Origin of the sequence: Micropruina glycogenica (assembly GCF_900289045.1) — a bacterium.
GTDB lineage: Bacteria > Actinomycetota > Actinomycetes > Propionibacteriales > Propionibacteriaceae > Micropruina > Micropruina glycogenica.
Map to the genome: position 1 here is coordinate 2,217,683 of NZ_LT985188.1, position 13,217 is coordinate 2,230,899.

At 69.8% G+C, this 13,217-nt stretch carries 13 protein-coding genes and 1 pseudogene; 5 read left to right on the forward strand and 9 right to left on the reverse strand.

Annotated features, from left to right (window positions below; all coding sequences use genetic code 11):
• Nucleotides 1-40: 40 nt before the first annotated feature.
• The gene (locus MPLG2_RS10490) at nt 41-424 is read right to left on the reverse strand and encodes a hypothetical protein (RefSeq protein ID WP_105186080.1); all 384 of its coding nucleotides are present in this window, start codon (nt 422-424) and stop codon (nt 41-43) included.
• Between the two features lie 229 nt (nt 425-653).
• On the opposite strand from MPLG2_RS10490, the gene cysE reads away from it, so the two are divergent.
• Complete coding sequence (gene cysE / locus MPLG2_RS10495; RefSeq protein ID WP_173909659.1) at nt 654-1,172, forward strand: serine O-acetyltransferase; 519 nt, start codon at nt 654-656, stop codon at nt 1,170-1,172.
• Between the two features lie 123 nt (nt 1,173-1,295).
• Here the strand turns inward: cysE and MPLG2_RS10500 are convergent, their stop codons facing one another.
• A complete protein-coding gene (locus tag MPLG2_RS10500; RefSeq protein WP_158681050.1) occupies nt 1,296-1,901 on the reverse strand; it encodes a TIGR03086 family metal-binding protein in 606 nt (201 codons plus the stop codon).
• Between the two features lie 61 nt (nt 1,902-1,962).
• Here MPLG2_RS10500 and MPLG2_RS10505 point away from each other — a divergent pair, with 61 nt between their 5' ends.
• Nucleotides 1,963-2,979: a helix-turn-helix transcriptional regulator gene (locus MPLG2_RS10505; protein ID WP_105186082.1), complete on the forward strand. Its 1,017-nt coding sequence runs from the start codon at nt 1,963-1,965 to the stop codon at nt 2,977-2,979.
• Nucleotides 2,980-3,135: 156 nt separating this feature from the next.
• Here MPLG2_RS10505 and MPLG2_RS10510 read toward each other — a convergent pair whose 3' ends face one another.
• Nucleotides 3,136-4,131: a GNAT family N-acetyltransferase gene (locus tag MPLG2_RS10510; RefSeq protein ID WP_197709909.1), complete on the reverse strand. Its 996-nt coding sequence runs from the start codon at nt 4,129-4,131 to the stop codon at nt 3,136-3,138.
• Between the two features lie 101 nt (nt 4,132-4,232).
• Nucleotides 4,233-4,526, reverse strand: a complete 294-nt coding sequence (locus MPLG2_RS10515; protein WP_105186083.1) for a chorismate mutase — start codon at nt 4,524-4,526, stop codon at nt 4,233-4,235.
• 149 nt (nt 4,527-4,675) lie between these two features.
• On the opposite strand from MPLG2_RS10515, the gene MPLG2_RS10520 reads away from it, so the two are divergent.
• The 3 genes and pseudogenes from MPLG2_RS10520 to MPLG2_RS10530 form a co-directional block, all read left to right on the forward strand.
• Nucleotides 4,676-5,155, forward strand: a complete 480-nt coding sequence (locus MPLG2_RS10520) for a toxin-antitoxin system HicB family antitoxin (protein ID WP_105186084.1) — start codon at nt 4,676-4,678, stop codon at nt 5,153-5,155.
• A gap of 12 nt (nt 5,156-5,167) precedes the next feature.
• Nucleotides 5,168-6,109 (forward strand): DUF4097 family beta strand repeat-containing protein, encoded by a 942-nt coding sequence (locus MPLG2_RS10525; protein ID WP_105186085.1) that lies wholly within the window; start codon nt 5,168-5,170, stop codon nt 6,107-6,109.
• Between the two features lie 278 nt (nt 6,110-6,387).
• Nucleotides 6,388-6,567: pseudogene (locus tag MPLG2_RS10530) on the forward strand (PIN domain-containing protein); the annotation flags it as partial.
• A 44-nt stretch (nt 6,568-6,611) separates the two neighbouring features.
• Here the strand turns inward: MPLG2_RS10530 and MPLG2_RS10535 are convergent.
• From MPLG2_RS10535 to mptB (MPLG2_RS10555), 5 genes are all read right to left on the reverse strand, one after another.
• Complete coding sequence (locus tag MPLG2_RS10535) at nt 6,612-7,718, reverse strand: GuaB3 family IMP dehydrogenase-related protein (protein ID WP_105186087.1); 1,107 nt, start codon at nt 7,716-7,718, stop codon at nt 6,612-6,614.
• 21 nt (nt 7,719-7,739) lie between these two features.
• Nucleotides 7,740-9,263, reverse strand: a complete 1,524-nt coding sequence (gene guaB, locus MPLG2_RS10540; protein WP_105186088.1) for an IMP dehydrogenase — start codon at nt 9,261-9,263, stop codon at nt 7,740-7,742.
• Between the two features lie 90 nt (nt 9,264-9,353).
• On the reverse strand, nt 9,354-10,232 hold the full coding sequence (locus tag MPLG2_RS10545; RefSeq protein WP_105186089.1) for a TIGR01777 family oxidoreductase: 879 nt from the start codon (nt 10,230-10,232) through the stop codon (nt 9,354-9,356).
• A 41-nt stretch (nt 10,233-10,273) separates the two neighbouring features.
• Nucleotides 10,274-11,689, reverse strand: coding sequence for a polyprenol phosphomannose-dependent alpha 1,6 mannosyltransferase MptB (mptB, locus tag MPLG2_RS10550; RefSeq protein ID WP_105186090.1), 1,416 nt, complete (start codon nt 11,687-11,689; stop codon nt 10,274-10,276).
• 123 nt (nt 11,690-11,812) lie between these two features.
• On the reverse strand, nt 11,813-13,186 hold the full coding sequence (gene mptB, locus MPLG2_RS10555; protein WP_105186091.1) for a polyprenol phosphomannose-dependent alpha 1,6 mannosyltransferase MptB: 1,374 nt from the start codon (nt 13,184-13,186) through the stop codon (nt 11,813-11,815).
• Nucleotides 13,187-13,217 lie beyond the last annotated feature (31 nt).

Consider the following 13,217-nt stretch of genomic DNA (forward strand, 5'->3'; position numbering starts at 1 on the left):
TCGAACCCCCCCGCTGCTGCGTTTCAGCCCTGACACAGGCTCAGGGCAGCTTGCACTGGCGCCCTTCGGTGTTGATGTGGTGGGTGTCGAGCAGGTTGCCGGCCCACACCCAGCCCTGGGTGCCGTCCAAGAGGCGCACGTGCCACCAGGTGTGCTGGTACTTGTTGCGCACGAAGCAGTCCAGGTGCACGGTACGCATCCGTTGGCCGTAGTCCTCATCACGGTCGGCGCACTTTCGGTACGGCCCCGACCGAACAGACCTACCGGGCAGCAGTTTGGCGGTCTGGCCAGAGCGGTCCTTCCAGGCCCATTGGCAGGCGACCGCGCGATCGCCCTCGTCGGGCTCCGTGGTCGCGGCGTGGGCCGGTTGCGCCGGCGCGAGGCCCGTCGCGGTCAGCATCAGACCGGCCACGGCCAACGCCATCCGTTGCGGTTTCGTCGTTACGATCCCTCCTCGATCCTGGCGGTCAACCATCGCCTGCAGTCAGCCTCGGGGCGGTCGTCCGGCTGGCGGAAGTCGGGTGACGCGATCGTCGGCGAAGGTGCAGCAGGCCTGCAGTGAACGTCCAGGCTCAGCGATGCACCTGAACGCCTGCTTCTGCTTTGATGGCCCGGTGACCCTGAGCGCCCTGGCCCGGTCGGCCTGGAACCGAATGAACGAAGACCTTGAGACGGCCATGCGCGAAGATCCGGCCGCCCACAGCAAGCTGATGGTGGCCGTGGCATACCCGGGCGTGCACGCGGTGTGGCTGCATCGCCTGTGCCACAAGCTCTGGACCACCAGCCCTGCGTTGAAGCCGTTGGCGCGGTTGATCTCGCAGCTCGCCCGCACGTTGACGCAGGTGGAGATTCACCCCGGCGCCGTGATCGGCCGGCGGTTCTTCATCGATCACGGCAACGGCGTGGTGATCGGCGAGACGGCCGAGATCGGCGACGACGTGCTGATGTACCACCAGGTCACCCTGGGCGGACGCTCCCGCGGCCGGTTCAAACGACACCCCACCATCGGCAACGGGGTGCTGCTGGGGGCGGGCGCCAAGATCATCGGCCCGATCACCATCGGCGACGGGTCGAAGGTCGGCGCCAACGCCCTGGTGGTCAAAGACGTGCCGCCCGGCTCGGTGGTCACCGGCATTCCGGCCAACACCACCGCCGGTGACGTGATCGCCTGACGTTGCCGGGTTGCCACCCGCGCCGGCATCACCCATGCCGACAAAGCCCTCCCCAATCAGTCCTGCCCAGCCGTCGACGACAGGGCAGAACTGATTAGGGAGGGCCTTGTCGTGTGAGGGGCGTCAGGCGCATGTCCACTCCGGGTTGCGCCCCAGCCAGCCGACGAGGGCTTCGTAGGGGGTGGCGTCCGCACCGACTGCGACCACTGGGCCGAAGGGCACGCCGATCTCTGCGCCGCGCGGCTCGGGCGGCAGCGCGCGCTGCATCTGCGGCAGCACCCCGGCGGCCAACTGCTGGTTCAGGGTGTCGTCCACACCGAGCGCCCTGGCCAGATCCCACGTGTGGGTGACGAGTTCGCTGGCGTAGATGCCGATCGCGATCGCCCACGGCATTGTGCCGGCCGGGTGCACGACCATGCGTGCGGGATCGGTGTCGGCCACCACGGTGCCCAGCGGTTCGAGGCGGTCGTTCCAGGCCGCGGCCCAGCCGTCGTCGGCGATTCCCGAGACGTGGGCGGGCATCTCGGCCGGGGTACCGCCGCCCGCGATGTGCACGATGCGGTTCTCGACGCCCACCAGGTGCGCGAGCAGGTCACGGACGGCCCAGCCCTCGCAGGGCGTCGGGCGGTCGAGGTCGGCCGGGGTCACGTCGTTCATCAGCAGACTGAGCTGGTCGAGGGCGCTGACGAAGAGCGGACGGGCGTCGGGCGGGTTCTGTGTGTTGGTCATGGGTCTACTCTGGCGACCTAACATGACATCTCTTGTCAGGTTTGTTTGAAAGACTCGAACTATGCGAGCCGACCGACTGCTGCAGATCATGGCTCTGTTGCGCCGGCACGGACGGCTGCCCGCGCGCCGGCTGGCCGAACTGCTCGAGGTGTCGGAGCGCACCATCCTGCGCGACATGGAGTCGCTCTCGGCGGCCGGAGTGCCGGTCTACACCGATCGCGGCCGAGGCGGTGGCTGTTCGCTGCTGCCCGGCTACCGCACCGAGGTGAGCGGGCTCTCCCCCGCCGAGGCGCAGGCGCTGTTCGCGTGGACGTCCGGTTCGGGTGCCGCCGAGCTGGGGCTCAGTGGCGAACTCAGTTCGGCCCTGACCAAGCTGTCGGCCACTGTGCCGGCGCCAGCCCTTGAACAGGCGGAGGCGCTGGCGTCCGTCGTGGTGGTCGACAAGCGGCGCTGGTTCGCTGCTGCCGACGAGGTGCCGATGCTGCCGGTGCTGCGCGACGCCGCCACCAGACGGCGCCGGGTATCGCTCACCTACGCCGCAGCCAGTGGCGGGTTGAGCGACGCTCGGGCGCCGTCCGTGCGCGTGGTCGATCCGTACGGGCTGGTCGAGAACGCCGGACGCTGGTACCTGTTGGCGGCCCGCGACGGCGAGCGGCGTACCTACCGGGTGTCGCGCATCGTGGCGGCCGAGGTGCTCGACGAGGCGGCGCAGATACCTGAGGGGTTCGACCTCGCCGAGGCGTGGGAGGAACAGCGTGCGGCGCTGGAGCACTTCTCAGAGACGTGCACGATCAATGTCGCCCTCGACCCCGCGATCGTTGACGTGTTCACCACGCACGCGCGGTTTCAACTGGCGGTGGGTACGGACGTGACACGACAGGGCAACCACGAGGGCTGGCCGGTGCTGCAGTGCACGTTTCGGGCGTGGCGGGCGGCGGTGTCGATCGTGCTGGCATACGGCGGCCAGGTGCGACTGCTGGCGCCGGCGTACCTGCGCGCTCGGGTGCTGGAACTGGCAGAGGCGTCCGTGGCGGCGCACAAGGAGGGTGGGTCTTGGCCGGGGATCTCTCGCGAGTAGCTGGGTGCGATCGGTCGGAGTGGGGACGCCCCTTCCTCGCCCCACGTCATCCCGGGCTTGACCCGGGATCTCCCAACCTGCGTGAGATGCCAGCCCAGCCTGTGCCGTGGCGACGTGCTCGTTGGTCGAGATTGTCGAGACCCGTCCCATCGCCGATCAGCGACTCGCCCGCGGCCGCACCTTGTCGGCGTCGTTCAGCACCGGAACGATGGCCGGCTTGGCGGCCAATGCCGCGGCGACGTCCGGCAGACTCGCCAGCTCGACCAGCAGCGCACGAGTGGGCGGCATCAGTCGGACGGTGCCCTCGGCCGCGTCCTGCAGCAGGTCGGCCGGACGCCTCCAGCCCGCATCGATCGCCTCGCTGGTGGTGTTGCGCCAGCGCTGCCCGGGCCGTGCCGCGCTGAGGTAGAAGGCGACGTCGAAGCGGCGGCGTCCACCCGGCGGGGTGACCCAGTCGTCCCAGGGCACCATGTCGCCCGGGCTCATGGCCACGCCGCATTCCTCGGCCACCTCACGGATCGCGGCGGCGGCCAACACCCCCGCCGCCGGCAACTGCGTCGCCGCCCACGCGTCGAGATGATCGTCGGGCACGGCGATCGGCCGGTCGCCGGCGTCCACCCGGCCGCCGGGAAACACCACGGCACCGGCGGCGAAGTCCATCGTGGCGGCCCGGTACTGAACGAACACCTCGAGACCGTCCGAACCGTCGCGCAGCGGCAGCACGCTCACCGCGGGCCGCGGCGGCACGTCGTCCGCCAGTTGCTTGGCCAGCGTGACCCGCCGGCCGGCGGCCAACAGACCGATGCGCTGCTCGGCCTCGATCAGCGGCATCAGCGCGATCGGCAGGTCTGCGGTCGTATAGCCGTGCAGTCGATAGAACGGCGCGTTCCACGGCACGTCGGCGAAGGTGCGCAGCGTGACCACCGACCCGCCGCGCTCGACGATCGCCCGCTCGGCCGCCACGAGCAAGCGTCGGCCCAACCCTTGGCGCTGCCACCGCGGGTGCACGCTGAGCTGTTCGAGGTGAAACCGTCCGTCGAAGTCGAGCACGTGCGCGAAGCCGATCGGCTGATCGCCCTCGGTGGCCACCAGCACGAAGCCGGGCAGGTCGCGATCGGTGTGCCCCGGTTCGCCCGGTGGAAGTGCGATCACGCCCTCGAACAGCGCGTCGGCCGCTTGTTCGACGGCGTCGATGGCCGGCCAGTCTGCCGGGGTGGCCGGGCGAATCGCCTGCGGCCCGGCGTGCGACCCGGTCAGCCGGCGCTCCGGGCGATGCGCTCGTGGTGCCGAACCACCTCAGAGACGATGAACGTGAGGAACTTCTCGGCGAACTCCGGGTCGAGGTTCGCCTCATCGGCCAGCCGCCGGAGCCGCTCGATCTGCTGCGCCTCACGCTGCGGATCGGCGGGGGGAAGACCGAGTTCTGCTTTCAACTCCCCCACCCGCTGGGTGATCTTGAACCGTTCGGCCAGCAGGCACACCAACGCCGAGTCGAGGTTGTCGATGCTGCCGCGCAGCCGGGCCAGCTCGGGGTCTGGGGCGCTCATGGACGGCATCCTACGGTGCCGCCGAAACGGGCGTCGCGCTGCCGTTCACGCCTCGTCCGAGAGGCATGGCCGGCAGCGACGGGCAGTCCACCGCACCGTGGCGGCATGATGACATTGATTTGACGTCATTCTGATGTCAGACTGGCGTCATGGATCTACAGCCCTACCTCTCGCGCATCGCCGCCGACCTCGATCGGGTCACCGCGTTGGCCGACGAGTCGACCCGCGAGACCAGCCGGCGAGTCGCCGTCGCTCTCGAACCGGGCCTGCGACTCGCCATGACCGAACTGCTCGCCGACACCGCGGCCGAACTGTCGGCCCGGCTCGGGGGCACCGTGATCGCCGTTCAGATGGACGGCCAGCAGCCCGACTTTCTGGTCACCGAGACCCAGCCCGCCGAACCGGTGGCGCCGCCCGAGCCAACCCTCGTGCTGGACGAGAGCGACGACGGAACCGCCCGGGTCACCGTGCGCCTGCCTGACGGCCTCAAGCGCCGCGCCGAGACCCTGGCCGGCCAGGCGCAGCAGTCACTCAACACCTGGATCGTGCAGGCCGTGCGCCGCGCCACCGAACCTGACCAACCCCGCCAAACCCGTACCACCGGCCGCCGGCTCACCGGCTGGGCCTGAGAGGAGACCATCATGAACACCACCTCCCCCACCACGCACGAGTGGCGCTTCGCCACCGACGAGGCTCCGTCCCTGCACCTGCGCAGCCATCGCGGCGCCGTCCGGCTGTTTCACGACGCCGGGCCCGGCGAAGTTCTCGTGCGGCTCAGCTCACTGTCGTCGTTCGACCCGCAAGCCTTCGAGACCCGCACCGAGGGCCGTGACGTGTTCGTTACCGTGCCGCCCACGCTCGACGCCGGCGACAACGGCTTCGGGTTCGCGTTTCAGGTCGGGCGCCTCTCGTGGGGCATCGGCAACGTGAACCGGGTGAACGTCGAGGTGCACCTCTCCCCCGACGCCGACGTCGAGGTGCACGCCGAGGGCGGCGACATCTCCAGTTCCGGCCGCTCGGGTCGCGCACAGTTGCAGACCGGCGGCGGCGACATCACGCTGGAGGCTGCGACCGGCGGCCAGGTGGTCACCCAGGGTGGTGACATCACCGTCGGCAGTCTCGATCACGGCGAACTGCGCACCGGCGGCGGCGACATTCGCGTGCGACGGCTGGGCGAGGGTTCGGTGAAGACGGCGGGCGGCGACGTGCGCATCGACGACCTGGGCTCGGGCCGCATCGAGACCGGCGGCGGTGACGTCGGCGTGCTGCGGGCAGGCGGTGACGTTGAGGTGCAGACCGGCGGCGGCGACGTGTCGCTGCTGGGCTGCCCGGGTCAGACGCAAGTGCGCACCGGGGCCGGTGACGTGACCGTCGAGGCCGCGGGCGGCAGCGTCGACGTCAAGACCGGCGCGGGCGACATTCGCATCACGGTGCCGCGCGACATTCCGGTGTGGCAAGACCTGCACAGCTCGTTCGGCGAGGTGGTCAGCCGCATCGCGTCCAGGGGCGAGCCGGCCGAGGGCGAGCCGTTCATCCGAGTCACCGCCCGCACGGGCACCGGTGACGTGGTGCTGCAAGACTGACCGAACCACTCGCGAACGTACTGGTCGAGCCTTCATTGGGGATGGTTCTCTTTCCCGCTGACTCCATGCGGCCAGTTGAACCACCTTGTCAATCGTCGTATGGGAAGACGGCGAGCGCGCTAGATGAGCAGGAAAGAGAACCGTCTCCAATTTTGGGTCGCGACCGATCGACGAGAGCTGTTGCCTCACCCGCTCACCCTGGCCGAGTGCCTGGTGGGTCCTGCGCGGGTAGGCCGCGAGGCTGAGGCCCTGAGCGTCATCGAAACCCTCGGCACGCCAGTGTGCGGGTCACCGACGAGCAGCCCCTCGCGCTGGCCCGATTGCGCGCCGACACCTCGCTGCGCATGCCCGATTGTTGCGTGCTCGCGGCTGCGCTCCAGACCGGCGCGAGCCTGGCCACGTTCGATGCGACCCTGGCCCGGGTGGCGTCCGAGCGCGGAGTCGTCGTCGTTGCGTAGCCGCTACTACCGCTCGGCGCGACGAACTCGACGAGCCGGCGGCCTCAGCGGTGGACGACGACCTCGACCCGCTGGAACTCCTTGACCTCCGTGTAGCCGCAGGTGGCCAGGGCGCGACGCAGCGCGCCGACCAGGTTCATCGTGCCGTCGGGGGTGTGGGACGGGCCGAGCAGAATCTGCTCCAGCGAACCGATCGCGCCGAACCTGACCCGCTCGCCGCGCGGCAGCGTGGGGTGCCAGGCCTCGGGGCCCCAGTGGTACCCGTGCCCCGGCGCCTCGGATGCCCGCGCCAACGGCGAGCCGACCATCACCGCGTCGGCGCCACAGGCGATCGCCTTGGCCAGGTCGCCCGAACGGCCCAGGGCGCCGTCGGCGATCACGTGCACGTAGCGTCCGCCCGACTCGTCCATGTAGTCGCGTCGGGCTTCAGCCACGTCGGCCAGCGCGGACGCCATCGGCACCTCGACGCCCAGCACGTTGCGGGTGCGTTTGGTGGCGCCGCCGCCGAACCCGACCAGCACCCCGGCCGCGCCGGTGCGCATCAGGTGCAACGCCGCCTGGTAGGTGGCGCAGCCGCCCACGATCACCGGAACGTCGAGGGAGTAGATGAACTCTTTGAGGTTCAGCGGCTCGACGGTGTTGCTGACGTGCTCGGCCGACACCGTGGTGCCGCGGATCACGAAGAAGTCGACCCCGGCCTGCTCGACCACTGACGCGAACGCCTTGCAGTTCTCGGGCGACAGGGCCCCCGCCACGGGTGCCCCCGACTCGCGGATCTCGTTCAGCCGCTGCGTGATCAACTCGCCCTGTACGGGCGCGTCGTACAGCATCTGCATGCGCCGCGTCGCCTCGACCTGGTCTTCGATCGACGCCAGATCTTCGAGCAGCGACTCGGGGTCTTCGTAGCGTGTCCACAACCCCTCGAGGTTGAGCACGCCCAGCCCGCCGAGACGTCCCATCGCCGCCGCGGTGGCCGGTGACATCACCGAGTCTTGCGGGGCGGCCACGATCGGAAAGTCGAAGGTGAGCGCGTCGATCGTCCAGTTCAGCCGTACGTCTTCGATGTGTCGCGTGCGCCGGGTGGGCACGATCGCGATGTCGTCGAACGAGTAGACCTGTTGCGCGCGCTTCGAACGCCCGATCTCGATCATGGGGCAGGCTCCTTTGCCGGGTCAGGAAGTGGGCGCCGAGTAGTTGGGCGCCTCCATGGTCATCTGAATGTCGTGCGGGTGCGACTCGCGCAGGCCGGCCGAGGTGATGCGCACGAACCGGCCCTTCTCGTGCAACTGTGGCACGGTGGCCGCACCGGTATAGAACATCGACTGCCGCAGGCCGCCGACCAGTTGGTAGGCCACCGCCGCCAGCGGGCCACGGTACGACACCTGGCCCTCGATGCCTTCGGGAATGAGCTTGTCGTCCGAGGTCACGTCGCCCTGAAAGTAGCGGTCCTTCGAATAGGACGCCCGCCGCCCCCGCGCTGCCATCGCCCCCAGTGAGCCCATGCCCCGGTACGACTTGTACTGCTTGCCGTTGATGAACACCAGCTCGCCCGGGCTCTCTTCGCAGCCGGCCAGCAGCGAGCCGAGCATCACGGTGTCCGCGCCGGCCACCAAGGCCTTGGCGATGTCGCCCGAATACTGCAGGCCCCCGTCACCGATCACCGGCACCCCGGCCGGACGGCACGCGCGGGCCACGTCGTGAATGGCCGTGACCTGCGGCACGCCGACGCCGGCGACCACGCGGGTGGTGCAGATCGAACCGGGCCCGACACCCACCTTCACGCCGTCCGCACCCGCGTCGACCAGCGCGGACGCTCCGGCGTAGGTGGCGACGTTGCCGCCGATGATGTCCACCTCGGCCGCCGCCGGCTCGGCCTTCAGCCGGGCGATCATCTCGAGCACCCCGGTGGAGTGCCCGTGCGCGGTGTCGACCACGATGGCGTCCACACCGGCCTCGACCAGCAGCATGGCCCGCTGCCACGAGTCGCCGAAGAAGCCCACCGCGGCACCCACCCGCAGCCGGCCCTGCTCGTCTTTGCTCGACAGCGGGTACTTGTCGCTCTTCACGTAGTCCTTGAGCGTGATCAGGCCACGCAGGGTGCCGTCGGTGTCGACCAGCGGCAGCTTCTCGATCTTGTGCCTGGCCAGCAGCCGCAGCGCCTCTTCGCTCGAAATACCGGGCCACCCGGTGACCAGCGGCATGGGCGTCATCACGTCGGCGACCCGGCGGTTGGGGTCGTCTTCGAAGCGCATGTCGCGGTTGGTGACGATGCCCAGCAGCTTGAAGCCCTCGTCGACCACCGGCACGCCCGAGATGCGGAACTTGCCGCACAACTCGTCCACCTCACCGATGGTGCGGTCGGCGGTGATGGTGATGGGCTGGTCGACCATGCCCGCCTCGGAACGCTTCACCCGATCGACCTGGGACGCCTGCTCGTCGGCCGGCATGTTGCGGTGCAGAATGCCCATGCCGCCCTCACGCGCCATCGCGATGGCCATGCGGGCCTCGGTGACGGTGTCCATGGCGGCGCTGAGCAGCGGAATGTTCAGGCTGATGCGCTTCGACACCATCGTGCTGGTGTCGGCCGACGAGGGAATCACATCGCTGGCGTTGGGCTGCAGCAGCACGTCGTCGAAGGTCAGGCCGAGCGTCGCGAACGGCGCGGGTACTCCCGCCGGGGTCAGATCGGAGGACATTCGCGGCACCACTTCCTTCGCACGGGAGGGCTCAGTCTATGCGGCTGCACCGTAGGGCTTGGCGCCGTCCAGGGTGTCGGACGAAGGGGTTCAGCCCAGGGCGGACAATGCCTGAGCGAGCTCGGGGTGGTCGAACGTGAAGCCGTCGTCAAGGGCCCGCCTGGGCAGCACCCGGCTGCCGCTCAGCAGCGCCTCGTCGACCATTTCGCTGCCGAACATCAGCCGCAGTGCGGGCAGGGGCAGCGGAATCAGGGCCGGCCGGTTGAGCGACCGGGCGTACTCGTTGGTGAACGTGGTGTTGGTGACGGGCTTCGGCGCGGTGAGGTTGACCGGCCCGGTGAGCGTCGCGGTGAGCAGATGCTCGACGAGGCGGGTGTAGTCGTCGATGTGGATCCAGGCCAGAAACTGCCGGCCCGACCCGATGCGGCCGCCGAGACCGAGCTGAAAGGCCAGCTTCTGCTTGCCCAGAAAGCCGCCGTGCTCGGTGAGCACCTGACCGGTGCGCAGCGTGACGGTGGGCACCGGCGCAGCCTGCGCTGCCTGCTCCCAGTCGGCGCACAGGTCGGCCAGAAAGCCGGTACCGCGCGGGCTGCCCTCGTCGATCATGGTCTCGCCGGTGTTGCCGTAGAAGCCGACGGCCGAACCGTTCAGCAGGCGCTGGCAGCGTCCGTCGGGTTCGAGGGCGGCCACGATGGTGGTGGTCGGGTTGAGCCGGGACGAGCGCAGCAACTCTTTGCGTTGCTGCGACCAGCGCTCATCGGCGATGCCGGCACCGCAGAAGTTGATCACCGCGTCGACGTCGCTGAGCCCGGGCGCGGTGATGCGGCCCTCGTCGGGAAACCACAGTCGTTCGTCGAGGTTCTGGGGCGGCCGTCGCACCAGTGTCACCACCTGGTGACCGGTGCTCCGCAGGTGGTCGGCGGTGGCGCGGCCCAGCAGTCCGGACGCCCCCGCGATCGCGATACGCATCGTCCCAGCCTATAGGCCGCCCAAGCCGTGCGGGACGGCCCTCAGCCCAGCCGGGTGCCGCGCTCGGGTCGTCCGGTGTAGATGGCGTAGGCCAGGCAGCCGAAGGCGAGCCCCGCGACGATCGAGGGCAGCACGGCCACGCTGTAGAGGTTGTTCACGCAGTAGGCCATCAGATAGCCGATGGTGGTGAACACCACCCAGCGAGCCGTCCCTCGGCGCAGCGGCAGCAGGGCGATCAGCGCCAGGCTGAGGCCCACGTACCAGGGGTGCAAGGCCTGGCCGATGAACAGCACGAACACCGATCCCCAGGCGGTCACCTCAAGCGGGCGCTCGGGCCTGGTGACCAGCAGAAATACCAGCCCACCCACGGCCAGCAGCGCCAGCAGGGTGTTGGCGGCGTTGGTGAGGTCGACGCCGGTCCAGGCGAAGGCGTCCGAGATGGCGATCGAGAGGGTGAGCGTGCGGGCCCGGCCCATCTGCGAGAGCCAGTTGGTCCAGCCGAAACCCAGGCCGGTGGACAGCGAGACGGCCACGAAGGTGGTCAGGGCCACGACGGCCGCGACGGCGGTGCGCCAGCCCAGCACGGCGACGCGTTGCGGCCGCGACAGCCGGACGAGTTGTGCGGCGACAGGCAATCCGGCGGCGGCGATCACCGCGAGCCCGGCCTGCTGCTTGAGCGCCATCGCCAGCCCGATCACGATCGGCGCCAGCACCAGTGAGGCAGAGACCCGGGGCACGCGTTGCACGCTCAGCCAGATGGCGAACACCACCACGCCGGCCATCAGGGTGTCGTTGTGGGCCCCGCCGACCAGATGGACGATCGCGATCGGGTTGAGCACACCCAGCCAGACGGCCCACTGCCGGTCGACGCGCAGCTGATCGGCGAGGCGGGGCAGAAACGCCGCCAGCAGGCCCATGCCGGCCAGGGCGGGCAGCCGCTGGGCGATCACGCCCCAGTAGGGGTGGAACCCGCCGACGGCGATCATCAGCCTGTTCACCTCGAGCGACAGCGGCGGGTAGGCCACGCCGTTACCCGCCCAGAACGGGTCGATGAACGCCGCGAACGGCCCACCCATGCTGCCCATCACGTCGACGTAGGGGTTGCCGCCCTGATGCAGAATCCAGCCCAGGTCGGCGTACAGAAACGGGTCGCCGCTCATCACCGGCGGCACGATCAACAACGGCACCGACCAGACCAGCCACAGCCAGGCGGGTACGGCCGGGCGACCCGGGCCGGGCACCAGCAACAGCCAGCCCAGCGACAGCAGCACGCAACCGAGCGCGATCAGCAGGTTGCCGGTGCTGCGGTCGATGGTGGTGGCCAGCCAGGCGATCGGGCCGACGCCCCAGCCGACCGGATTGAACGAGAAACCGTTCGAGGTGGCGCCCAGCCCGACCAGGGTCGAGCCGACCAGTCCGATCCACACGCCGGGCAGGCGCCAGAACGAAGCGGGCATGCGAAACCTTCGGGTTGGGGGTTGCCCACCGAGTCTAGAGGGGGTTCCGGCCCGACCCGGCAAAGAGAGCGTGAGTCTGGGCATCGTCTGCGATACCCGAACTCACAGTGTGTTTCGAACAGGTCAGGTCACGCCGTGCCACACCACGGTCTGCACGGCGTTCCAGCTCACGAACCCGACCATGAACGCTGTCACCCAGCCGAACTGACGGCGCGTGAGCGGGATCAGCGCCAGCAGCACGATCGACCACGGTATGTACCAGGGGTGCATCGACTGCCCCAGGCCGCTGACCGCCAGCGACCCCCAGGCCACCAGCGCGAGGGGACGATCGTAGAACCGGACGGCGATCCACACCAGCGCGGCCAGCAGCGTGAGGGTCGAGATGGCGCCCACCGCGGCGAGCCAACCGGTCGGGTCGCCGCCGAAGCGCTCGATCAGGCTCTCGCCCACCTGCGCGATCACCGAGAACGGCGCGGCCGTGCCGGCCTTGCCCATCAACGACAGCCACTTCGTCCAACCGAAACCAAGCCCGCTGGCCAGGCTGACGGCGACGAACACGAGCGCGGCCACGAGCGTGGCGACGGCCGTGCGAGCGGCCAAGATCGTCAGCCGGCGAACCGGGGGCAGCGCCGCCAATCGGGCGGCGATCGGCAGCCCGGCGCAGGCGATCACCGCCAGCCCGGCCTGCTGCTTGAACGCCATCGCCACCCCGATCACAGCGGGGCCCCCGACCAGGCCGTAGGCCCAATGCTCGCCGCGCAGCCCCACCCACAGTCCCACCAGAGCCAGCGCGATCATCGCGGCATCGTTGTGCGCTCCCCCGACGAAATGCACGATCACCAGGGGGTTCACCAGCCCCCACCACAGCGCACGATCGGCGTCGACGTCCAGCCGAGTGGCCAACCGGGGCAGCACCCAGGCGATCACCGCCAGCGACAGCAACGCGGGCAGCCGCATCGCGATGATGCCCGCATAGGTGGCGAAACCGACCAGCCGCACCACCACCGCATCGGTCAGCAGGGCCAACGGCGGGTAGGCCACACCGTTGCCCGCCCAGAGCGGGTCGACGTGCGGCGCGTAGGGGCCACCGGCACCGGTCAGACCAACGACGTACGGGTTCTGGCTCTGATTCACGATCCAACCCAGGTCGGCGTAGAGCACGGCGTCCGCCGAGAGCACCGGGGGCACCACAAGCAGCGGCACGCTCCACAGGGCCGCGGCGATCAGCAAGCGGCGCCGATAGGTCGGGTCGGCGGCACCGGGCCGGGCCAGCCACCAGGCGGCCACCAGCAGCAGCACACCGATGACGACGGCCAAGCGGTTCCACGGCAGCGGCAGCGCGCTGCCGATCGCGTTGACGGCTGCGGACGGCCAGCCGTCCGAACCGAAGGCGAACTCAGGGTGACAACTGCCCCAGCCGATCAGCGCCGTGCCCAGCAGCCCGATGCCGCAGACGGCGGACGCCGGCAGGCGCAAGTCGGTCAGGGCGGCGGGCACGGGCTCATGCTAACGGCGTCGACGCAGGGCA